The sequence below is a fragment of the Chitinasiproducens palmae genome, from assembly GCF_900095735.1.
Lineage (GTDB): Bacteria > Pseudomonadota > Gammaproteobacteria > Burkholderiales > Burkholderiaceae > Chitinasiproducens > Chitinasiproducens palmae.
Window position 1 is genome coordinate 265,082 of the sequence record NZ_FNLO01000003.1, and the last position, 21,623, is coordinate 286,704.

Here is a 21,623-nt window from a genome sequence, read left to right on the forward strand (position 1 = left end):
CCTCGTTGGTTCAGCTCATCTGCCGGATGTCGACGAAATGACCTTCGATGGCGGCCGCGGCCGCCATCGCCGGACTCACCAGGTGGGTACGGCCACCCGCGCCCTGCCGGCCTTCGAAGTTACGGTTCGACGTCGACGCGCACCGCTCGCCCGGCTCCAGCCGGTCGGCGTTCATCGCCAGGCACATCGAACAGCCCGGATCGCGCCATTCGAAACCTGCGTCGACGAAGATCCGGTCCAGACCTTCGGCCTCCGCCTGCTGCTTGACGATGCCGGAACCCGGCACGACCATCGCCAGACGCACGTTCGGTGCGACACGGCGCCCGAGACGCTTGACGACGTGGGCGGCGGCGCGCAGATCCTCGATCCGGCCGTTGGTGCAGGAACCGATGAAGATCTTGTCGGGCCGGATCGCCTCGATCGGGGTGCCCGGCTCCAGCGCCATGTACTTCAACGCGCGCTCGATCGCGTCACGGCGCACCGGATCGCTCTCGCGCTCGGGATCCGGCACGCGCGAGTCGATCGGCAGCACCATCTCCGGCGAGGTGCCCCAGCTGACCTGCGGCACCACGGTCGCGGCGTCGAGCTCCACCACGCGGTCGAAATGCGCGCCCGGATCCGAGCGCAGCGTGCGCCAATAGGCGACGGCCGCCTCCCACTGGGCGCCGCTCGGCGAGAACGGGCGATCCTTCAGATAGGCGATCGTCGTGTCGTCGACGCCGATCATGCCGGCCCGCGCTCCCGCTTCGATCGCCATGTTGCACACGGTCATCCGGCCTTCCATCGTCAGCGCGGTGATGGCCTCGCCGGCGAATTCGATCGCATAGCCGGTGCCGCCGGCAGTGCCGATCTTGCCGATGATCGCCAACACCAGATCCTTCGCGCTGACGCCACGCGCCAAGCGGCCATTCACCACCACGCGCATGTTCTTGCTCTTCTTCTGCAGCAAGGTCTGCGTGGCCAGCGCGTGCTCCACCTCGGAGGTGCCGATGCCGAAGGCGAGCGCGCCGAACGCACCGTGCGTCGACGTATGCGAGTCGCCGCAGACGATCGTCATGCCGGGCAGCGTCGCGCCCTGCTCAGGCCCGATGATGTGCACGATGCCCTGCCGCAGGTCGTCCATCTTGAACTGCGTGACACCATACGTGTCGCAGTTGCTGTCGAGCGTGTCGATCTGCAGCTTGGACACCGGATCGGTGATGCCGTGCTCGCGCCCGGTGGTCGGCACGTTGTGGTCGCTGACCGCCAGGTTCGCGCTCAGCCGCCACACCGGTCGGTCGTTCATCCGTAGGCCCTCGAACGCCTGCGGACTGGTCACCTCGTGCAGCAGATGACGATCGATGTACAGGGTCGCCGTGCCGTCGTCTTCCGAGCGGATCACGTGCGATTCCCATAATTTGTCGTACAGGGTCTGGGCCATTTTGGATATATGTAAGAGACAAGCCATACCGCGGGGGGAGCGGCGATTATGCCACGTCGGGAACGGCGTTCCGCCCGGCGGGCCCGCCGCATGCCCACCGTTTGGAGATGTCTGCCGTCGTGGCTTTCGACGGGCAAAAAAAAGCGGTCAGCCGCTGGGCTGACCGCCGGTCAGGTTGGAACCCGAGTCCGTCGGCCGCCCCCAGGCAACCGACGCTCGGTCTACCTGTCGATCAACGCTGGTCGATCGGTTTCACTTCACGGCGGGTTTCGCCGATGAATAGCTGACGCGGACGACCGATCTTCTGCTCGGGATCGGCAATCATCTCGTTCCATTGCGCGATCCAGCCGACCGTACGGGCCATCGCGAAGATGCAGGTGAACATCGACGTCGGGATGCCGAGCGCACGCTGCACGATACCCGAATAGAAATCGACGTTCGGGTACAGCTTGCGCGAAACGAAGTATTCGTCTTCGAGCGCGATCTTTTCGAGTTCCATCGCCAGCTTGAACAGCGGGTCATCGTGCAGGCCCAGCTCGTTCAGCACCTCGTGGCACGTCTCGCGCATCAACTTGGCGCGCGGGTCGTAGTTCTTGTACACGCGGTGGCCGAAGCCCATCAGCTTGACGCCCGAATTCTTGTCCTTCACCTGCTTGATGAATTCGGGAATGCGATCCGGCGTACCGATTTCTTCCAGCATGTTCAGCGCGGCTTCGTTCGCGCCGCCGTGCGCCGGACCCCACAGACAGGCGATGCCCGCGGCGATACAGGCGAACGGGTTGGCGCCGGAAGAGCCGGCCAGACGCACCGTCGAGGTCGACGCGTTCTGTTCGTGATCGGCGTGCAGGATCAGGATGCGATCGAGCGCGCGCACCAGTACGTCGTTGACCGCGTACTCCTCGCACGGGTTCGCGAACATCATGCGCAGGAAGTTCGCCGAGTACGACAGGTCGTTGCGCGGGTACACGAACGGCTGGCCGATCGTGTACTTGTACGCCATCGCGACCAGCGTCGGCAGCTTGGCGATCAGGCGGATCGCCGAGACTTCGCGGTGACGCGGGTCGTTGATGTTCAGCGAGTCGTGATAGAACGCCGACAGCGCGCCGACCGAACCGGTCAGCACGGCCATCGGGTGCGCGTCGCGCCGGAAGCCACGGAAGAAGAAATTCATCTGCTCGTGGACCATCGTATGGCGGGTGATGGTCTCGACGAATTCGGTCTTCTGCGACGCGTTCGGCAGCTCGCCCTTCAGCAGCAGGTAGGCAGTCTCGAGGAAGTCGGCGTTTTGCGCGAGGTCGTCGATCGGATAGCCGCGATACAGCAGCTCGCCCTTGTCGCCGTCGATGTAGGTGATCTCGGAATTGCACGCCGCCGTCGACATGAAGCCCGGGTCGTAGGTGAAGCGTCCGGTCTGGCCGTACAGCTTGCGGATGTCGATCACCTCGGGGCCGATGGTTCCCCCGTAGATCGGCAGGTCGACGCTCGGCGAGCCATCGCTGAACGACAGCGTGGCCTTGCCCTTGTCAGCGGGCTTGCCCTTTTCAACGGTTGAAGTCATAAGCTCCCTCTTCTCGAAGTATGAATCGTTAAACGGAACGCAACATCGACAGCACCCGCGCGACAGCCGGCGTGTCCAGCGCGCCTTGCGGCTCGGTGCGCGCAAGGAACAGGTCCATCAGGTCGTTGTCGGACAGGTCGAGCAGCGCGGTCAAGGCGCCGACGTCCTCGTCGGTCAGCGTCGCTTCGTGACGCTCGAAGAACCGCTGCAGCAGCAGGTCGTTTTCGAGCAGGCCACGACGCGCCCGCCATCGCAGGCGGGCGCGTCGGGCCGGGTCGGACTGGTGGGTCGCTTCGCTCACGACGCGCTCAGATGGCCCGACGCACGATCATTTCGCGGATCTTGCCGATCGCCTTGGTCGGGTTCAGCCCCTTCGGGCAAACGTCGACGCAGTTCATGATCGTATGGCAACGGAACAGCCGATACGGGTCTTCCAGGTTGTCGAGCCGTTCGCTGGTCGCTTCGTCGCGGCTGTCCGCGATGAAGCGGTACGCCTGCAGCAGACCGGCCGGGCCGACGAACTTGTCCGGGTTCCACCAGAAGCTCGGGCACGCGGTCGAGCAGCACGAGCACAGGATGCACTCGTACAGTCCGTCGAGCTCGTCGCGCTCCTCCGGCGACTGCAGCCGTTCCTTTTCGGGCGGCGGCGTATCGTTGATCAGGTACGGCTTGATCGAATGATACTGGTTGAAGAAGTGCGTCATGTCGACGATCAGGTCGCGCACCACCGGCAGGCCCGGCAGCGGGCGCAGCACGATCTTCTCGGGCAGGTCGTTCAGGTTGGTCAGACATGCCAGGCCGTTGCGGCCGTTGATGTTCATCGCGTCCGAACCGCACACGCCTTCGCGGCACGAGCGACGGAAACCGATCGACTCGTCGAGCGCCTTGAGCTTGACCAGCGCGTCGAGCAGCATGCGCTCGCCCGGACCGATGTCCAGTTCGTAGCGCTTCATGTACGGCGCCGCGTCCTTGTCCGGATCGTAGCGGTAAACCTCGAAAATACGTTTGCTCATGATCTTTTCCAGTAGACGTCAGAAGGTACGCGCCTTCGGTGGCACCGATTCGACACTCAGCGGCTTCAGGTTCACCGATTTGTAGTCGAGGCGGTTGCCCTCGCTGTAGAACAGGCTGTGGCGCAGCCAGTTGACGTCGTCGCGTTCCTCGTAGTCGCGATGAGCGTGCGCGCCGCGCGATTCCTTGCGGGCCTCCGCAGCAATCATCGTCGCCTTGGCGACCTCGACCAGGTTGGCCACTTCCAGCGCCTCGACCCGGGCCGTGTTGAACACCTTCGACTTGTCCTTCAGATGGATGTTGTCGGCACGCTGCACGACTTCCTTGATCTTCGAGACGCCTTCGGCCATCAGTTCCGAGGTACGGAACACGCCGGCATGCTTCTGCATCGTCGCGCGGATGTCGTTGGCCACGTCCTGGCAATATTCGCCCGAGGTGGTCGCTTCCAGGCGCGCCAGACGCGACAGCGTGAAGTCGGCGGCATCGGCCGGCAGGTCCTTGTGACCGCCCAGCGACTCGATGTGCTTGACGATGTGATTGCCGGCCGCGCGGCCGAACACCACCAGATCGAGCAGCGAATTCGTGCCCAGGCGGTTCGCGCCGTGCACCGACACGCACGAGCATTCGCCGACCGCGTAGAAACCGTGCACCGGCGCGCTCGGATCGCCGTTCTTGCCGACCACCTGGCCGTGCATATTGGTCGGAATGCCACCCATCTGGTAGTGGATGGTCGGCACGACCGGAATCGGTTCCTTGATGCAGTCGACGTTCGCGAACTTCAGCGCGATTTCGCGGATCGACGGCAGCCGCTTCATGATCGTGTCCGCGCCGATGTGCGACAGGTCGAGCAGCACGTAGTCCTTGTTCGGACCGCAGCCGCGCCCTTCCTTGATTTCCTGGTCCATCGAACGCGACACGAAGTCCCGCGGCGCCAGATCCTTCAGCGTCGGCGCGTAGCGCTCCATGAAACGTTCGCCGTCGGCGTTGCGCAGGATGCCGCCCTCGCCTCGCACGCCCTCTGTGATCAGCACGCCCGCGCCGGCCACGCCGGTCGGGTGGAACTGCCAGAATTCCATGTCCTGCAACGGAATGCCTGCGCGCGCCGCCATGCCCAACCCGTCGCCGGTGTTGATGAAGGCATTGGTCGACGCCGCGTAGATCCGGCCGGCACCGCCGGTCGCGAACAGCGTGCATTTGCCCTCGAGGATGTAGACGTCGCCCGTCTCCATCTCGAGCGCGGTCACGCCCAGCACGTCGCCTTCGGCGTCGCGGATCAGGTCCAGCGCCATCCACTCGACGAAGAAGTGCGTCTTGGCCTGCACGTTCTGCTGATACAGCGTGTGCAGCAATGCGTGGCCGGTCCGGTCGGCCGCCGCGCAGGCGCGCTGCACCGGCTTTTCGCCGTAGTTCGCGGTATGGCCGCCGAACGGGCGCTGGTAGATCGTGCCGTCAGCGTTGCGGTCGAACGGCATGCCGAAGTGCTCGAGCTCGTAGACGGCGTTCGGCGCTTCGCGACACATGAATTCGATCGCGTCCTGGTCGCCGAGCCAGTCGGAACCCTTGATCGTGTCGTAGAAGTGGTAGTGCCAGTTGTCTTCGCTCATGTTGCCGAGCGAGGCGCCGATGCCGCCCTGTGCGGCGACGGTGTGCGAGCGCGTCGGGAACACCTTGGAGAGCACGCAGACGGAGAGTCCGGCGCGGGCCAGCTGCAGCGACGCGCGCAGCCCCGAGCCGCCGCCGCCGACGATGACCACGTCGAACTTGCGACGCGGCAGGGAATGCTTGATGACGGCCATGCTATTAAACTCTCCAGAGAATCTGTGCGGCGTAGCCCGCGGCGGCAACCAGCCAGAGGATGGTCGCGACGTGCAGCGCAAGGCGAAGACCGGCAACCTTGACGTAGTCCATCCAGATGTCGCGCACGCCGACCCAGGCGTGGTAGAACAACGAGAGGAGCGTGACGAAGGTCAGCAGCTTCATCCACTGGTGGGCGAAGATCGACGCCCAGCCGACATAGGAGAAGTTCTGCGCGGCGAAGAACCAGCCGAGCAGCACCAGCGTGAACACCACCATGACCACGGCGGTGACGCGTTGCACGACCCACTCGCGCCAGCCGTAGTGTGCGCCGACGACGCGGCGATGCATTCCGATATTGTTTTTGGCGGCCATCTCAGAACACCCCGAACAGTTTGAGCGCGATCACCAGCGTGATCAGCGTCGAGACCACGAGCACGGTCAGGGCGGTCTGTCTGCCGCCTTCCTTGTTGACCATGCGATGGGTGTCGAGCAGCAGGAAGCGGATGCCGGCGCAGGCATGGAAAGTGTATGCCCAGGCCAGTACCAGAATCACCAGCTTGACGAACGGATGGGCGAAGAAGCCCTTGAGCGCGGCGAAGCTCAGCTCCGAGGTCAGGCTCTGTTCGAACAGATAGAGCGTGAAAGGCAGCAGCAGCACGAGCAAAGCGCCGCTGACCCGATGGAGAATCGACACTTTCCCCGCAGGCGGCAGGCGGTAGCCCCCCAACTGCGCTATACCGATGTTCCTGAACTCAGGTCTCGGTTTCTTCACTGCCTCAGCCATGCTAGACCCCTAAACGTCACTTGAATTCGCAATTTTAGCGCTTTTTAATGGTCGACTGACAGTGCTGTGCGCCGACCTGGAGCGCGTTGGCTGGCGACCCCGCGCTCAGCTCAAATCGTTCTGGTAATGAAAATCGGTGGTCACGTACCACCCCCGGCGTACCTCGACCGGACGGTCGCCGTAGGTATAGGAGAGCCGCTCGACCCGCAGCAGCGGCGCGCCGGGCGGCACGCCCAGCAGCGCCGCGACGTCGGCGTCGGCGGCCACCGCCTTGACGCGCTCGCTCGCCCGGATCATGCGGGTGCCGAATTCCGTTTCGAACATCGCGTACAGCGGCCCCTTGTAGTCGATCAACCGCTCGCTGGTCAGTCCCTTGAACAGCGCACCCGGCAACCAGATCTCGTCGAACACCAGCGTTCGGCCTTCGCCGCGCGTTTCGGCGGCACGGCTTTCGGCGGTGCGGGCGTCGGCCTGGCGCCCGTCGAACTGGAGCACGCGGCGGACCTGCACCACCGGTTCGCCCGCCTTCAGGTCCAGCTGCCGAGCGACATCGGCCGGCGCCCGCAGGCGGCGGCAATCAAGCAGGCGGCTGGTGTGCGACGGAATCCCGCCCTCGTCCGGCAGCAGGCGCAGGAAACGGAACTGCATCCGGTCCTCGTGGTGCGTCGCGACGAAGGTCCCCTTGCCCTGGCGTCGCACCAGCAGGTTGTCTGCGGCCAGTTCGTCGATCGCCTTGCGCACCGTGCCCTGGCTGACGCGATACCGTCCGGCCAGTTCCACTTCGCTGGGGATCGTTTCACCCGGCCGCCACTCGCCGGACTCGAGGCTCTGCGTGATCAGTGCCTTGATCTGCCGGTACAGCGGACTGAAGGTCGGCGACGGCCCCGCCGTCACCGCGGACTCGCCGCGCTCGTCGCCAGGCGCGTTGGCCGGCTGCGGCCCTTCGCCGATCGTCGATTTCAATGCGACCTCGGGCACGCGGCCAAGTGCTGCGCCGCGCCAAGCGCGCCGCGCACGCCCCGCTCGATCGCGGGCATCGCAGCCCGCACGCCGGCCGGCGCGGGCGCAGGCCCCGCCGCGACAGGGGCGCGGCAAGCAGGACGACTGCGGTCGGGTCCAGGCATTTTCATGGCGCGTATTTCATCACAAAGGCGGCGGCTCTGCCAACACTTTTGACTGGCATCTTATGTCTTATATAAGACATATAAAGTTTGACTTTGCCCCCTGCGAATCCTACACTTTGCGCGGTAACCGGGACGGGCCGCGCTTGCCTTGCAACGATACGCCGCGGCGCGCGGCAGTGCCTCAGATGGCAGTGCACGCGAGGCCGCGCCGCGGGCCGTGCGCATGGCACGAGCCGGCCGCGCACCCGGGCAAGGGTTTGCCGGCATTCATGCCGGTAACATGCGGCTCGTAAGATCGAGAGCCGGCCCTTGCCGCGACCCGATTCAACCCGTCAGCGTTTGCTCACGCAGCGTTCATTCACGTCTTCGTAGGAGAGTTCAGATGGCCAAAGCCGCCAAGCGTGTCGCCGTTACCGGCGCCGCCGGTCAGATCGGTTATTCCCTGCTGTTCCGCATCGCCAACGGCGACATGCTGGGCGCGGACCAGCCGATCATCCTGCAACTGCTCGACCTGCCGCAGGCCCAGGCGGCCGTGAAGGGCGTCGTGATGGAGCTCGAGGACTGCGCGTTCCCGCTGCTGCAGGGCGTGGTGGTGACCGACGACCCGAAGGTCGCGTTCAAGGACGCGGACGTCGCGCTGCTGGTCGGCGCGCGGCCGCGCAGCAAGGGCATGGAACGCAAGGACCTGCTCAGCGCCAACGCCGAGATCTTCACCGTCCAGGGCAAGGCGCTCAACGAAGTGGCAAGCCGTGACGTGAAGGTGCTGGTGGTCGGCAACCCGGCCAACACCAACGCCTACATCGCGATGAAGTCGGCGCCGGACCTGCCGCGCAAGAACTTCACCGCGATGCTGCGCCTCGACCACAACCGCGCGCTGTCGCAACTGGCGTCGAAGGCCGGCAAGCCGGTCGCGGACATCGAGAAGCTGGTGGTGTGGGGCAACCACTCGCCGACGATGTATCCGGACTTCCGCTTCGCCACCATCGGCGGCGACAGCCTGAAGACGCTGATCAACGACGATGCGTGGAACCGTGACACGTTCATCCCGACCGTCGGCAAGCGCGGCGCCGCGATCATCGAAGCGCGCGGCCTGTCGTCGGCCGCCTCGGCCGCCAACGCCGCGATCGACCACGTGCGCGACTGGCTGCTGGGCAGCAACGGCAAGTGGGTCACGATGGGCGTGCCGTCGAACGGCGAATACGGCATCCCGGAAGACTTCATCTACGGCTTCCCGGTGACCACTGAAAACGGCGAATACAAGCTCGTCGAAGGGCTCGAGATCGACGCGTTCTCGCGCGAGAAGATGGACGCGACGCTCGCCGAACTGCAGGAAGAGCGCAACGGCGTTTCCCACCTGCTGTAAGCGCCGCAGGGCCGGTTTGCCGGTCCTTGCGCTGTCGCCCGTCGAGCACCGGGCGCGGACGGTGATGCCGGCCGCGTGACCGGTGCCGGCGACGCCCCTCGACAAGTTCCCGGGAGAACGCCGAAGCGCGGCCTCCCCTACTCCCCGGTCCCGATGCAAGCGATGCGTTCCCGGTTGCCAGCCGACGTCCTGTTCGACGACGCGACGCCGCCGCCCGCCCTGCCGGCCTGCGATCACTACGCGGGCACTGAGAAGCTGATGCGCAAGTCGCTGGCGCTGCAGGACGCGCTGGGACCGGTTTTCGACCTGACGCTTGACTGCGAGGACGGCGCGGCCGTGGGCGACGAGGCCGGCCACGCCCGCCTGGTGGGCGCCTTGCTGGCCGAGTCCCGCAGCGGCCGCGTCGGAGTCCGCATTCATGACGTCGGCCATCCGCACTGGCGCGACGACCTGCGCCTGATCCTCGCCGCGGGCCGCGCGCCGGCCTACGTGATGCTGCCCAAGCCGCGCGGCGCCGACGAGGTCCGCCAGGCGGCGCTGGCGCTTCATGAGATCAGCGGCGCGGCCGGTCTGCCGACGCCGCCGCTGCATGCGCTGATCGAGACGCACGGCGCGCTGCGCGAGGTCGACGCGATCGCGGCGCTGCCCGCGGTCGAATCGCTCAGCTTCGGCTTGATGGATTTCGTATCCGCCCACCACGGCGCGATTCCCGCCGAGGCAATGGCCTCGCCGTTGCAGTTCGAACATCCGCTGGTGGTGCGCGCCAAGGTGGCAATTGCCGCGGCCTGTCACGCGCATGGCAAGGTGCCGTCGCACAACGTCTGCACGGAAGTGCGTGACCTCTCCGTCGTGGCGGCCGATGCGCGGCGGGCGCGCGCGACACTCGGTTTCACCCGGATGTGGAGCATCCACCCCGCGCAGATCGAGGCGATCGTCGCGGCGTTTGCGCCGAGCGAGGCCGAGATCGACGTGGCGGCCGACATCATGACGGCCGCGCTGAAGGCGGACTTCGCGCCGATCCGCCACGGCGACCGGCTGCACGACCGGGCCAGCTTCCGTTACTACTGGACCGTGCTGCGGCGGGCCCGCCAAAGCGGCATGACGGTGCCGGCGCATGCCGAGGCGTTGTTCGCGCGGGCGCCGGCTCATGCGGCTCATGCGGCTCATGCGGCTCATGCGGCACGTGCCGGAGACGCGACGTGACGGCGCGGCCTTACCGGACGCGCGGCCCCGGCGAGCCGGCAGCCGGCCGACCGTCCGGGCGTGCGCTTTTTACCGCCTCGCCGAGAGTTTTCGAGATACGCGGGCGAGGATGCGCCACAATGATGCCCCGCGCCGTTGCCGCGGCGGCCGATTCGGCCGCCCTGCGGACGCGGGCCCGCATCCAGTCCACTCGGAGAGGTTTCCTCGGATGAAAAAGAATCTGCTGTTCGCCGCCATCGCCGCCGCCTATCTGGCAGGCGCCGCGGCACCCGCTGTCGCCGCGACCGCCAGCAAGACGGCCGCGAGCAAGAGCACCAAGAGCACCAAGAAGGCACGCGCCAGCAGCCGTGGCCGCAAGGCGGCTGCCGCCGCGCCGGTCGCCGCCGCCGCCGCGATCCCGGCCAACGCCGAAAAATGGTCGTGCAACGAGGCGCGAGCGCTGTACATCGCCGGCGACATGAAGCGCGACCAGATCCTGACGGTCAATTTCGACGGTCACAACTACAAGCTGCCGCGCGTGGCGACCACCACCGGCGCCGACCGCTTCTACGACGCGGCCACCGGCATGGACCTGGTGGTGATCCCGTTCAAGGCGATGCTGTTCAACGACCGCGGCGACCGCACCCGCCTCGCGGACGAATGCAAGACGCAGGCGATGGCGCAGGAAAACGCGCCGGCGCCGACGCAATCGAACGCGCTGCTGCGCGACCCGGTGCAAAGCGCGCCGGCCGCGCCGCGCGAGTGATGCGGTATCGCACGCGCTCGTTGCCGCCCGGCCGTCTGGTCGGCGGCGCGAGCGCGCCCCTGTTTCGACGAGACGCGGCATTGCGCGCGTATGGTGCGCCTCGTCCAGCCGGACCGGACCGTGATCGCGGCTTCGCGCCCGCAACACGGTCCAGCCGACCGCCCTGGGCGGCCGGCGCGGCCAGTTTCCACGCGCTCTAAAAACCAAGGACACACCATGGCCCACAATCTTCACGATACGCTCAAAGAATTCGACAGCGGCGCTGGCACCGGAAAGTACTATTCCCTGCCGCAGCTTGGCCGCTCGCTTGGCGTCGACGTGTCGCGGTTGCCGGTCTCGATCCGTATCGTGCTCGAGTCGGTGCTGCGCAACTACGACGACAAGAAGGTTTCCGAGGAACACATCCGGCAACTGGCGAATTGGGCCCCGACCGCCAAGCGTGTCGATGAGATCCCGTTCGTGGTGGCGCGCGTGGTGCTGCAGGACTTTACCGGCGTGCCGCTGCTGGCCGACATCGCCGCGATGCGTGGCGTCGCCAACCGCATGGGACGCAACCCGAAGGCGATCGAACCGCTGGTCCCGGTCGATCTGGTCGTCGATCACTCGGTGCAGATCGACTATTTCCGTCGTGAAGACGCGCTCGACCTGAACATGAAGCTGGAGTTTTCCCGCAACAAGGAGCGCTACCAGTTCATGAAGTGGGGCATGCAGGCGTTCGACACGTTCAAGGTCGTGCCGCCGGGCATCGGCATCGTGCACCAGGTCAATCTCGAATACCTGGCGCGCGGCGTGCACAAGAAGGCGGGCGAGGACGGCACCGTCTACTATCCGGACAGCCTGGTCGGCACCGACAGCCACACGACGATGATCAACGGCATCGGCGTGGTCGGCTGGGGTGTCGGCGGCATCGAGGCGGAAGCCGGCATGCTGGGCCAGCCGGTCTACTTCCTGACGCCGGACGTGGTCGGCGTCGAGCTCCAGGGAGCGCTGCGCGAAGGCGTGACCGCCACCGATCTGGTACTGACCATCACCGAGATGCTGCGCCGCGAGAAGGTCGTCGGCAAGTTCGTCGAATTCTTCGGCGAAGGCACCGCCTCGCTGGCCGTGCCGGATCGCGCGACGATCGGCAACATGGCGCCCGAATACGGCGCGACGATGGGCTTCTTCCCGGTCGACGAAAAGACGATCGACTACTTCCACGGCACCGGCCGCACGCAGGAAGAGATCGATGCGTTCGAACGCTACTTCAAGGCGCAGGAAATGTTCGGCGTGCCGCTCGCCGGCCAGATCGACTACACCAAGACGCTGACGCTCGACCTGTCGACCGTCGCGCCGTCGCTGGCGGGCCCGAAGCGGCCGCAGGATCGGATCGAGATCGGCAACGTCAAGCAGACGTTCAAGGACCTGTTCTCGAAGCCCGTCGCGGAAAACGGCTTCGCCAAGAAGGCTGCCCAGCTCGACGAAACGTATCGCACCACCGACGGCGTGGCGCTGCGCAACGGCGACGTGCTGATCGCGGCGATCACCTCGTGCACCAACACCTCGAACCCGAGCGTGCTGCTCGCGGCCGGCCTGCTCGCCAAGAAGGCGGTCGAGCGCGGCCTGAACGTGGCGCCCCATATCAAGACGTCGCTGGCGCCCGGTTCGCGCATCGTCACCGACTACCTGACCGCGACGGGCCTGCTGCCGTATCTGGAAAAGCTGGGCTTCGCGGTGGCCGCCTATGGCTGCACGACCTGTATCGGCAATGCCGGCGACCTGACGCCGGAACTCAACGAGGCGATCGTCAGCAACGACGTCGTCGCGTCGGCCGTGCTGTCGGGCAACCGTAACTTCGAGGCGCGCATCCACCCGAACATCCGCGCGAACTTCCTCGCCTCGCCGCCGCTGGTGGTCGCCTACGCGATCGCCGGCAACATCACGCGCGATCTGATGACCGAGCCGGTCGGCCGCGGCAGCGACGGCCGCGACGTCTTCCTCGGCGACATCTGGCCGTCAAGCCAGGAAGTGCACGACCTGCTCAAGTTCGCGCTGAACGCGGAGACGTTCCGCACGAACTATTCGAAACTGACTCGCGAAGGCGATCTGTGGAGCAAGATCGAAGGCGCCGAGGGCCAGGTCTACGATTGGCCGACCTCGACCTACATCGCCGAACCGCCGTTCTTCGACGGCTTCCAGATGACGCCGGCCGCCGCGCTGGCGCCGGTACGCGCCGCGCGGCCGCTGGGCATCTTCGGCGACTCGGTGACGACCGACCACATCAGCCCGGCCGGTTCGATCAAGGAAACCTCCCCCGCCGGCGTGTACCTGAAGGAACACGGCGTGCAGAAGGCTGACTTCAACAGCTACGGCTCGCGCCGCGGTAATCACGAAGTGATGATGCGCGGCACGTTCGCCAACGTGCGCATCAAGAACCTGATGATTCCGCCGAAGGCCGACGGTACGCGCGTGGAAGGGGGGCTGACGATCCACCAGCCAAGCGGCGACGAGATGTCGATCTACGATGCGGCGATGCGCTACATTGCCGCAGGCACGCCGACGGTGGTCTTCGGTGGCGAAGAGTACGGCACGGGCAGCTCGCGTGACTGGGCGGCCAAAGGTACGTCGCTGCTGGGCGTGAAGGCCGTGATCGCACGCAGCTTCGAGCGGATCCACCGTTCGAACCTGGTCGGCATGGGCGTGCTGCCGCTGCAGTTCAAGGAAGCGGACAGCGTGCAGTCGCTGGGCATCAACGGTGACGAGACGTTCGACATCGAAGGCATTGACGGCGACGTGCGCCCGCAGCAGGAAGTCACGCTGGTGATTCATCGCGCCAGCGGCGACGTGCAGCGGGTGCCGGTGCTGCTGCGCATCGATACCCCGATCGAAGTCGACTACTACAAGCACGGCGGCATCCTGCCGTACGTCCTGCGTTCGCTGCTCGCCTGAGCGTCGACGCTCGGTGACAGGCGCCTCGGCGCCCGGCCGGCCGCCTGTGCCGGCCTGCTCCAACCCGGCTGCGGCCGGGTTTTTCGTTTCGGCGTGCCGATGCGCCGGCGCTGGTCTGCGCCGACGACCTTGCCTCGACACCCCGCGCCCCGCGCCTCGCGCCAACCACTGCCCGCCAACGTCCCGCGCGCGGCGCACCGGCAAGGGCGCTCGAACACTCGGCCGGATGGCCGGGACAGCGCCGCCGTCCGCCGGCCCATTGGTCCGAGCATTGCAGTGCCGCCTGGCGCCCGTCCCTTGCAACACGACTTGCAACACGACTTGCAACCCAACTCGCAGCCCTGCCTGCAACCGATATCGCGCACCCGGCGCGCGCGGTGCGGCCCGTCGACCCCGCCCCGCATGCGTGCTTGCGTGACTCCCCGTCGCGATCGGCTAAAATGACGGGTTACGTCTCAACCACAAAGCATTCATGCGCCCGCGCAACGCCAAACGCAATACTCCGGAAGTCGACCGCTTGATCGGGCTCTGCCTTGCCCTCTACGCGTCCGGGAGCCGCGTCGAAGATCGCTTCTGGGAAGAGCGGATCGACGCGATGATCGACGCCGCGCTCAACGGTGGACGGCAAACCATGCTCGATGCCGCCCTCGACGAATTGCAGCGCAACCACCCGCTCGTCTATGGCACGCTCGCCGACATGACCGAAACGCGCAGCGAGTCCTTCCGCGCGTCCCGTGGCGAGGAAGGCGAGTGGGACACGTTGCTGGTCGCCGTGCCGATCCTCGCGTGGACTCGCTACGAGATTCCGTCCGGGCCGATCGGCGACGAGCGACGCCAGTCCCTGCTGACCCAGCTACATGCGCATGTCGTCGCGAGCGACGCACGCCTGGCGCTGGCGCCCTTCCTGTACAGCATCGATCAGCTGCCGCGCCACCATGTGGAGACGTTTCAGCTCGCGCAGAAGCTGGCGCAGGCCGCGCTGCAAGGCAGACAACCGAAGCTGGCCGGCGACCGCGGCGAGGCGACGGCGCCGATCCTGGCCGATCCACGCTTCCTGATCGCCGCCGTTGCGGCGCCGGTCGGCAAGCCGCTGTTCCGCTGGCAGGAAGGCGACGGCGACGTGCGCACCGCGCGCCGGCGCACGCTGGACAACTGGGTTGCACAGGGCGGCAACGCGCTGATCACGTTGTTTCCCGGCTGCGAGATCGAATGCCTGCTGCCCGATGCGTTCCATGCGGCTTGCCGCGAGGCCGACGAGCGCATCCGTCCGCACACGGTCCGTACGGCGGTAACCCATCTGACCGAGACGCTGGGCGTCGACGCATCCACGTTGCGGGCCGTGATCGGCGGCTTCGGTGAACAGCGGATCGACGAATACCGTATCGCGTTCACGCGCCGTGGCTCGAACGACGTGCTGTACGGCGTGGTCTGGCCGCTCTATGGGCGCGAAAGCGGCGAAGTGGCCGAAGAGGACGGCGGCGAGGCGCGCTCCCCGCTGGACGAGATTGGCGTGCTGCTACGTGACATGGGCGTGAACGACATTCGACGGCACGCCGGCCGCCACGAGCCGGAATTCTGCGACGACTGTGGCACGCCGCTGTACCTCGACCCCAACGCGGAAATCGTGCATCCCGAAATGCCGGATGACGCGGTATCGACGCCTTCGCACTTCCATTGATCGGGTAAGGCGGGCTGAAGCGGGCGAACGCCCGCTCAGTTCTGCATCCGCTTGAGCAGGTGCTGCGCCAACGCGCTGGCCTGCGCGAGCGCATCGTCTTCGTCGCACAGGGTCGGCTCGGCCCGGAAGAGTTGCGAGCGTCCGCTCGCGTCGGAAATGGACACGACAGCGCGGAAGCAGCCGTCGTCGAGCGGATTGACGATTGCGTCGGCCACGATGTCGCCCTGGGTGAAGCGGAGTCTGGGCATCGGATTTCCCGTGGAAGGCAAGGCCGGACCCGGATGCTGCAGGTCCGCGGTCCGTGTTCACGGACGACTTCCTTCCATCTTAGACGTAACGCGCGGAACCTGCTGAGCATGGCGCAGTCGGCCCCGACCTTGCGTTTTGCGCGCAAGCGCCGCCCTGCCCGGCGGCACGCCGTCAGCCCGCGTCTGAACGCAGGGCTGGCGTGGTTGGCATCCCTTGCGATCGGCGCGACGCCGCGTCGGCGTCAGTCGACACCGCCGACGACGCTACCGACGTACCACGACACTGCCGACGCTACCGACGTACCGACGACCCTGCCGACGCCACCGCGCACCGCGGCTCAGCCGGCCACGCCCTGGTCGGCAGCCGTGCCTTCGCCCAGATCGGCCAGCAGTCGATGCGCTAGCGCATGGGCTTCGTCGAACGCCTCGGCCTGCGACGACGAGCGGCTCTCGACTTGGTGCGTCCGTTGCGCATCGGCCGGCGCCGCCCCGTCCTGCTCGATCGCGACGAGCCCCTGGAAGGTACCGTCGTCGAGGGCTTCCACCAACACGCGCGCCGTGTAAGGTCCCTTCCGATACGTCGGGTCTTTCATTGTCTCTCTCCGGTAAAGGCTACAAAATCGCCGGGTGCCCGGCGACGTGGCTGCGGCGCGCCACAGCGCCGAAGGCGCCTCGCGCGCTCTTTCATTGCGTCCCGTCCCGCGTCAGTGGCAAGAACCGATCCACTTCCCTTACGTTCAGCACCATGCCCACCCCTCACAACGAAATCGTCCGGCTCCGTCCGCTTGAGCAAACCGACTTGCACTTCGTGCACCAACTCGACAATGACGCGATGATCATGCGTTACTGGTTCGAGGAACCGTTCGAGACACTTAGCGAACTCTCGCGCCTGTACGACGAACACGTCCATGACCAGCGCGAGCGACGCTTCGTCGTCGAGGTCAACGAGAACCCCAACGGCGAGCGCGTCGGTCTGGTCGAACTCACTGAAATCGACCACATCCATCGGCGCGCGGAATTCGCCATCGTGATCTCCCCGGCATCGCAAGGTAAGGGCTACGCGTCCGCTGCGACACGACTGGCCATCCACTATGCGTTCAATGTCCTGAATCTGCACAAGCTGTTTCTCGTCGTGGACGTCGAGAACGCCGCCGCGATCCACATCTACGAGAAAGCCGGCTTTGAGAAGGAAGGCTGCCTGCGCGACGAATTCTTCGCCGACGGCCGCTACCGCACCGCATGGCGGATGGCGATCATCCATCCTTGCTGACGGCGCCACTCTCCTGGACGGCCTTGCTACACTGAACGACATGTGCCGCCCGCCGCCGCGCGGGGGCTCGGTTCCGCAGGACAACAACGAATGTGTCACTAGGAGAGACAGAATGGCTGACTTCCGCATCTGGTCCAACGATTTCGCGGCCGAAGGGTATTTCTCGAAAGACCATGCTTTCGACGACGCGGCGTTCGGCGGCGACGGCAAGAACATTTCGCCCGAGCTGTTCTGGGATGCCCCGCCGGCCGACACGCGCAGCTTCGCACTGACCGTGTTCGATCCGGACGCGCCGACCGGCAGCGGCTTCTGGCATTGGGTCGTGGTCAACATTCCGGCCAACGTACGCTCGCTGCCGCGCGAAGCGGGCCGAGCCGACGGCAGCCTGCTGCCGGCCGGCGCGCTGCAACTGCGCAACGACTATGGCACCGTCGGTTTCGGCGGCTGGGCACCGCCGAAGGGCGACAAGCCGCACCGCTACATCTTCCGCCTGCATGCACTGAAGGTCGACTCGCTGCCGCTCGATGCCAACAGCACCAATGCCGTGGCCCGCTTCATGGCGCATCTGAACGAGCTGGACTCGGCCACGGTAATGGGGCTCTACGAGAATCCGTGACCTGATAGCCTGAGTCGCCTCCCAGCCAGCGTCGCGTCGCCGGCCGCAACGGTGCTGCCGCCGTCTGTCCGGGTCCAGCGTGCGCCAGCCGCCGCCGACCTGTCTAAGGGACGCCCACCCTAGGCGGCGCGCAGATAACGGCCTAAGCTGGTTCGCTGAACCGGGCTGCGCCGGGTGGTGGATCGGCGGGCACCGCGCGCTGCGCGCCTCGCGTGGTCAGCAGTCAACGCGACTGCCCCGCTTGCTCAGTTCATGTCGAGACAACGAAACGAGAAAACATGGATCAGCCCTCTCTTCCCAGCTCGCGCGGGTCTGCCGAATCGACAAGCAAGCGGACAGCCGTCCGCACGAAGGTCCGCCCTGCCGCCGCACTCGCATGCGCGCTCGCCCTGTGCAGCGCAAGCGCCGTGGCCAGGCCGGTTCTCGACACCGTTCGACGGTCCGGAATCCTTACCGTCTCCTATGCGGTCGATAATGCCCCGCTTTCCTACGTGGATGCGCAAGGGCAGCCAATTGGTTACGCGTTCGAACTCTCGCAGCGCATCGGCGCGGCGGTCAGCAAGGCGCTCGGTGGCCGCCGGGTGACGATCAAGCCGATTCGCGTCGACCCCGCGGATCGCCTGCGCCTGGTGGAGGACGGCGCAATCCAGCTCGAATGCAGCGCGACCACGATCACGCCGGAGCGTGCGCGGCGCGTCTCGTTCTCGCCGGCTTTCTATGTCGGCGGCGCCCGGCTGCTCGTATTGCGTGGCAGCGCGATTCACGGCGTCGACGACCTGGGCGGCAAGCGCGTGATCGTGACCACCGGCTCGACGTCGGCGGAGCTGCTGCGCCGCCTGAACCAGCAAAAGCATTTGAATATCGGCGTCCTGCTCGCCGACAACCATGAGCGGGCGATCGAAATGCTGCGGACCCACCGCGCCGACGCCTTTGCATTGGACGACATCCTGCTCGCGGGCTTGATGTCGAACCTGATATCGAGCCGCAAGCGCGACGACTTCGAAATCGTAGGCGCACCGCTGTCCGAAGAGGCGTACGGGTGCATGATCCGGAAATCCGATCCCGGCTTTCGGAAGGTCGTCGACGACGAGATCGAACGCCTGCGCCGTACCGGCGAACTGCGCAAGCTGTACCACCGCTGGTTCGAGACCCCCATCCCTCCCCGCAACGTTTCGTTCGATCTGAAAGCGAATCCCCAAACCGAACGCGCGATTGCACCCGAGGGCGCAGGCTGGCCTGCGGACCGATCGATCCGCAACGACTGAGCCCCTGCCGCGCACGCGGCGGCGCCGCCAGTGATGCCGCTCATGCGCGTGCTTGCCGCCCGTCAGACGCTGCGGTGGGAGCAGGCACCGCATTGCAGCGCGGCCGGCAGTGCCCTCTACCGACCCTCTACCGGCCCTGCACCGGCCCCGTGCGCGTCCGGTACGCGCCCCGCTCACGCCTCACCGTCTGCTCCTCCGCCTGCCTCGTTGCTGACGTGTGCCGGCGTGGCATCGTATCCGGGCCAATGCCGCTGCTCCGCGCCACGACCAACTGTGCCACGCTGGGCGCCGCTGCAACGTCGTTCGCCACTGCAGTAGACGTCCGTGTTTTCACGAAACCGGGCTGCGCGCGGCGCCGCGCGCAGCCCGGCAAGATTCGCCAGCGCATACGGACACCATCGGGACACCATCGCGGAAAGCACCCGCCCGAGCCTGCCGGGTATGGCTGCACAGCCGCTGCTGCGGCGCGCCGCAAACCCGCGCAAGTGAAGACAGCGGGTCCCGCAGGCATAACCCTTGCTGAATGTCTTCCGTCGAATGCTCGCCGAATTTTTGCTGTACGTCGCGGGCAGCAACCGGACTGGGGAGAAACATGGCAAATAATCTGAACGGCGTACGCGTCGCCATTCTGGCCACCGATGGCTTCGAGCAGGCAGAACTGGAGTCGCCCAAGGAAGCTTTGGAACAAGCGGGCGCCACGGTCGACATCGTGTCCGACAAAACGGACACGGTGCAAGGCTACGAACACATCGACAAGGGCCGCGCCGTGCGCGTCGACAAGAGTTTCGAGCAGGCGCAGGCCGACGATTACGACGCGGTCGTGCTGCCGGGCGGCGTGATCAACGGTGATGCAATTCGCATGCTGCCGCGCGCGCAAGCCTTCGTCAAAAGCGCGAACGACGCGAACAAGCCGATCGCCGTCATATGCCATGGCGGATGGCTCCCGATCACTGCGGGGATCGTGTCGGGCAAGACGCTGACGAGTTGGCCTTCGCTGCAGGACGACCTGCGTAATGCCGGCGCGACCTGGGTTGACGAAGAAGTGCACCAGGACGGCAATCTGATCAGCAGCCGGAAGCCGGACGACCTGCCGGCCTTCAATCGCACGCTGATCGCCGCGCTGCAAGGACGCGCACGCAAGACGGCCTGAGGCAACGGCGCGCACCTTTCGCGCGCCCCTTGCGGCTGTCGCACGATGAAGTGAACAAGACCAAGGATCAACCCTTTGGGGCATGTGCCCCGCGGCAACACACTGCTTCCAGGAGAATGCGATGAACATTTTCAGCTACCGTCGCCACCTTCGTTTCCTCAGTTCCGGTCAGCGTCGCCGGTGGTGGGACCAACGCATGTCGCTGCAGCCGCGCGTCGCGATCGGCCGTTCGTACGTGCCGCGCACGATTGCCAGCCAGTTCACTTACGTCAAGGTCAGCTGAATCCGGCCATCGGCGCCTACACGCGTCGCCATCGGAGCCCACGATGAAGATCTCGTTTGCAAAAGAGTCGCCGCGCTTCGACGGTGCAACGTCCACTGTGCGTTTCATCGCAACGGTCGATGGCGTGGATACGGAGTGTGCCGTCTCGTCGGCCGCGTTGCAGGATCATTGTGACGCGAAGTCGGCACTGGAGAACGATGTCATCGCCGCGTTCGAATCGAACCGCGCGCAGATCGAGTCGGCGTGCCGCAATGCGTTGCGTGACAACGGCGGAGAGCCGCTGACGTTGAGCAGCGGCCAGCTCCGCATCGAAAAATTGACGCGACGACACGATCGCGCGTCGCAGACCTGAAGGAGATGCCATGTCGATCATCGTAGCTGGACGATTCGATACCTATCCCGCCGCCCAGGCGGCTGCCGCCCGCCTGTTCGAGAACGGCTTTCTGGAGGAGGACGTCTCCCTGTTTTTCGTCGGTCCTCGCGGTCGCCATGACAAGACGCCGATCGGCGGCGACCAGCAACACGACGAGGGTACCAAGAACGCGCACAAGGGCGCCGGGATCGGCAGCGTGATCGGCGCCGTGGTCGGTGCGGGCATCGGTGCGGCGATGTTCAATCTCGTTAACTCTCCGATCCCGCTGACCGTCGCGGCAGCGGGCGTCGGCGCGTGGGTCGGCTCGCTGCTGGGCGCAATGGTGCGAACGCGCCGTGACACCGCGCATAGCGCACAACGCGAGCCGCAGAACAAGGTACGGCATTCGGGCGTTATCGTGGCGGTGCATGCGAGCGAGACCACGCGCCTGCGCGCGGGCCAGATCCTGGCAGATGCCGGCGCCAGCGATCTCGAACGCGCGAATGGCCGTTGGACTAACGGCGAATGGTCGGATTTCGACCCGGTCCAGCCGCCGCAACCGCTTGACGTTCCTACCCGGTCCACGAAACAGGCGGGAGCGGACGCGATCAAGGTCTGACGTTGCGCCACGCGCGGACGACTGACGCCGTGCCGAAGGCGTCTGGCGCGCCCAGCGAACGACGGCAAGCTGAGAAGAACGGGCTCATGGGTCCGTTTTTCTTTATCGGCTTGGTGACTGCATTCTCGTCATTTCGCTTCGCGCGTCCCTGCATACCCACCCTCGCCTCTCGATTGATCTCCAAGGCAGCGAAGCGGCGGCCGTCATGC

General features: G+C 66.1%; 23 protein-coding genes. 12 read left to right on the forward strand and 11 right to left on the reverse strand.

Annotated features, from left to right (window positions below):
- Nucleotides 1-10: 10 nt before the first annotated feature.
- From leuC to BLU54_RS06940, 8 genes are all read right to left on the reverse strand, one after another.
- Entirely contained in the window at nucleotides 11-1,420 is a 1,410-nt protein-coding gene (leuC, locus tag BLU54_RS06905) for a 3-isopropylmalate dehydratase large subunit (protein ID WP_091906365.1), read from the reverse strand.
- Nucleotides 1,421-1,652: 232 nt separating this feature from the next.
- Nucleotides 1,653-2,978, reverse strand: a complete 1,326-nt coding sequence (gene gltA, locus BLU54_RS06910) for a citrate synthase (protein WP_091906367.1) — start codon at nucleotides 2,976-2,978, stop codon at nucleotides 1,653-1,655.
- A 28-nt stretch (nucleotides 2,979-3,006) separates the two neighbouring features.
- Nucleotides 3,007-3,279: an FAD assembly factor SdhE gene (locus tag BLU54_RS06915; RefSeq protein WP_091906369.1), complete on the reverse strand. Its 273-nt coding sequence runs from the start codon at nucleotides 3,277-3,279 to the stop codon at nucleotides 3,007-3,009.
- A gap of 7 nt (nucleotides 3,280-3,286) precedes the next feature.
- Nucleotides 3,287-3,991 (reverse strand): succinate dehydrogenase iron-sulfur subunit, encoded by a 705-nt coding sequence (locus BLU54_RS06920; protein ID WP_091906371.1) that lies wholly within the window; start codon nucleotides 3,989-3,991, stop codon nucleotides 3,287-3,289.
- A gap of 18 nt (nucleotides 3,992-4,009) precedes the next feature.
- On the reverse strand, nucleotides 4,010-5,785 hold the full coding sequence (gene sdhA / locus BLU54_RS06925; RefSeq protein WP_091906373.1) for a succinate dehydrogenase flavoprotein subunit: 1,776 nt from the start codon (nucleotides 5,783-5,785) through the stop codon (nucleotides 4,010-4,012).
- Between the two features lie 4 nt (nucleotides 5,786-5,789).
- Complete coding sequence (sdhD, locus tag BLU54_RS06930) at nucleotides 5,790-6,158, reverse strand: succinate dehydrogenase, hydrophobic membrane anchor protein (RefSeq protein ID WP_091906376.1); 369 nt, start codon at nucleotides 6,156-6,158, stop codon at nucleotides 5,790-5,792.
- A gap of 1 nt (nucleotide 6,159) precedes the next feature.
- The gene (sdhC, locus tag BLU54_RS06935; RefSeq protein ID WP_091906378.1) at nucleotides 6,160-6,570 is read right to left on the reverse strand and encodes a succinate dehydrogenase, cytochrome b556 subunit; all 411 of its coding nucleotides are present in this window, start codon (nucleotides 6,568-6,570) and stop codon (nucleotides 6,160-6,162) included.
- A gap of 105 nt (nucleotides 6,571-6,675) precedes the next feature.
- Entirely contained in the window at nucleotides 6,676-7,464 is a 789-nt protein-coding gene (locus BLU54_RS06940; protein WP_235837843.1) for a GntR family transcriptional regulator, read from the reverse strand.
- 612 nt (nucleotides 7,465-8,076) lie between these two features.
- Between BLU54_RS06940 and BLU54_RS06945 the strand changes: the two genes are divergently transcribed.
- The 5 genes from BLU54_RS06945 to BLU54_RS06965 all read left to right on the forward strand — a co-directional run bounded on the left by BLU54_RS06945 (nucleotide 8,077) and on the right by BLU54_RS06965 (nucleotide 15,611).
- A complete protein-coding gene (locus tag BLU54_RS06945; protein ID WP_091906381.1) occupies nucleotides 8,077-9,057 on the forward strand; it encodes a malate dehydrogenase in 981 nt (326 codons plus the stop codon).
- A gap of 162 nt (nucleotides 9,058-9,219) precedes the next feature.
- Nucleotides 9,220-10,260 (forward strand): HpcH/HpaI aldolase/citrate lyase family protein, encoded by a 1,041-nt coding sequence (locus BLU54_RS06950; RefSeq protein ID WP_091906691.1) that lies wholly within the window; start codon nucleotides 9,220-9,222, stop codon nucleotides 10,258-10,260.
- A gap of 208 nt (nucleotides 10,261-10,468) precedes the next feature.
- Nucleotides 10,469-11,005 (forward strand): hypothetical protein, encoded by a 537-nt coding sequence (locus tag BLU54_RS06955; RefSeq protein WP_091906383.1) that lies wholly within the window; start codon nucleotides 10,469-10,471, stop codon nucleotides 11,003-11,005.
- A 216-nt stretch (nucleotides 11,006-11,221) separates the two neighbouring features.
- Entirely contained in the window at nucleotides 11,222-13,933 is a 2,712-nt protein-coding gene (acnA, locus tag BLU54_RS06960; protein ID WP_091906385.1) for an aconitate hydratase AcnA, read from the forward strand.
- Between the two features lie 472 nt (nucleotides 13,934-14,405).
- Complete coding sequence (locus tag BLU54_RS06965) at nucleotides 14,406-15,611, forward strand: DUF2863 family protein (RefSeq protein ID WP_091906387.1); 1,206 nt, start codon at nucleotides 14,406-14,408, stop codon at nucleotides 15,609-15,611.
- Nucleotides 15,612-15,646: 35 nt separating this feature from the next.
- Here the strand turns inward: BLU54_RS06965 and BLU54_RS06970 are convergent, their stop codons facing one another.
- Together BLU54_RS06970 and BLU54_RS06975 are read right to left on the reverse strand one after the other, a co-directional pair.
- Complete coding sequence (locus tag BLU54_RS06970; RefSeq protein ID WP_091906389.1) at nucleotides 15,647-15,859, reverse strand: hypothetical protein; 213 nt, start codon at nucleotides 15,857-15,859, stop codon at nucleotides 15,647-15,649.
- Nucleotides 15,860-16,197: 338 nt separating this feature from the next.
- Nucleotides 16,198-16,452, reverse strand: coding sequence for a hypothetical protein (locus BLU54_RS06975; RefSeq protein ID WP_091906391.1), 255 nt, complete (start codon nucleotides 16,450-16,452; stop codon nucleotides 16,198-16,200).
- A 152-nt stretch (nucleotides 16,453-16,604) separates the two neighbouring features.
- Between BLU54_RS06975 and speG the strand changes: the two genes are divergently transcribed.
- The 3 genes from speG (at nucleotide 16,605) to BLU54_RS06990 (ending at nucleotide 19,010) form a co-directional block, all read left to right on the forward strand.
- The gene (gene speG, locus BLU54_RS06980; protein WP_091906393.1) at nucleotides 16,605-17,129 is read left to right on the forward strand and encodes a spermidine N1-acetyltransferase; all 525 of its coding nucleotides are present in this window, start codon (nucleotides 16,605-16,607) and stop codon (nucleotides 17,127-17,129) included.
- Nucleotides 17,130-17,241: 112 nt separating this feature from the next.
- A complete protein-coding gene (locus BLU54_RS06985) occupies nucleotides 17,242-17,745 on the forward strand; it encodes a YbhB/YbcL family Raf kinase inhibitor-like protein (RefSeq protein ID WP_091906395.1) in 504 nt (167 codons plus the stop codon).
- 278 nt (nucleotides 17,746-18,023) lie between these two features.
- Nucleotides 18,024-19,010: an amino acid ABC transporter substrate-binding protein gene (locus BLU54_RS06990; protein ID WP_091906397.1), complete on the forward strand. Its 987-nt coding sequence runs from the start codon at nucleotides 18,024-18,026 to the stop codon at nucleotides 19,008-19,010.
- Between the two features lie 330 nt (nucleotides 19,011-19,340).
- On the opposite strand, the gene BLU54_RS23640 is transcribed toward BLU54_RS06990, so the two are convergent.
- Nucleotides 19,341-19,604 carry a hypothetical protein gene (locus BLU54_RS23640; RefSeq protein ID WP_170845056.1) on the reverse strand — a complete coding sequence of 88 codons (264 nt, stop codon included), beginning with the start codon at nucleotides 19,602-19,604 and terminating at the stop codon, nucleotides 19,341-19,343.
- Here BLU54_RS23640 and BLU54_RS06995 point away from each other — a divergent pair.
- From BLU54_RS06995 to BLU54_RS07010, 4 genes are all read left to right on the forward strand, one after another.
- Nucleotides 19,603-20,160, forward strand: a complete 558-nt coding sequence (locus BLU54_RS06995) for a type 1 glutamine amidotransferase domain-containing protein (protein ID WP_091906399.1) — start codon at nucleotides 19,603-19,605, stop codon at nucleotides 20,158-20,160. The genes BLU54_RS23640 and BLU54_RS06995 overlap by 2 nt on opposite strands.
- A gap of 121 nt (nucleotides 20,161-20,281) precedes the next feature.
- The gene (locus BLU54_RS23645) at nucleotides 20,282-20,443 is read left to right on the forward strand and encodes a hypothetical protein (RefSeq protein WP_170845057.1); all 162 of its coding nucleotides are present in this window, start codon (nucleotides 20,282-20,284) and stop codon (nucleotides 20,441-20,443) included.
- A gap of 43 nt (nucleotides 20,444-20,486) precedes the next feature.
- The gene (locus BLU54_RS07005) at nucleotides 20,487-20,795 is read left to right on the forward strand and encodes a DUF1488 family protein (RefSeq protein WP_091906404.1); all 309 of its coding nucleotides are present in this window, start codon (nucleotides 20,487-20,489) and stop codon (nucleotides 20,793-20,795) included.
- A 10-nt stretch (nucleotides 20,796-20,805) separates the two neighbouring features.
- Nucleotides 20,806-21,414, forward strand: coding sequence for a hypothetical protein (locus BLU54_RS07010; RefSeq protein WP_091906406.1), 609 nt, complete (start codon nucleotides 20,806-20,808; stop codon nucleotides 21,412-21,414).
- Nucleotides 21,415-21,623 lie beyond the last annotated feature (209 nt).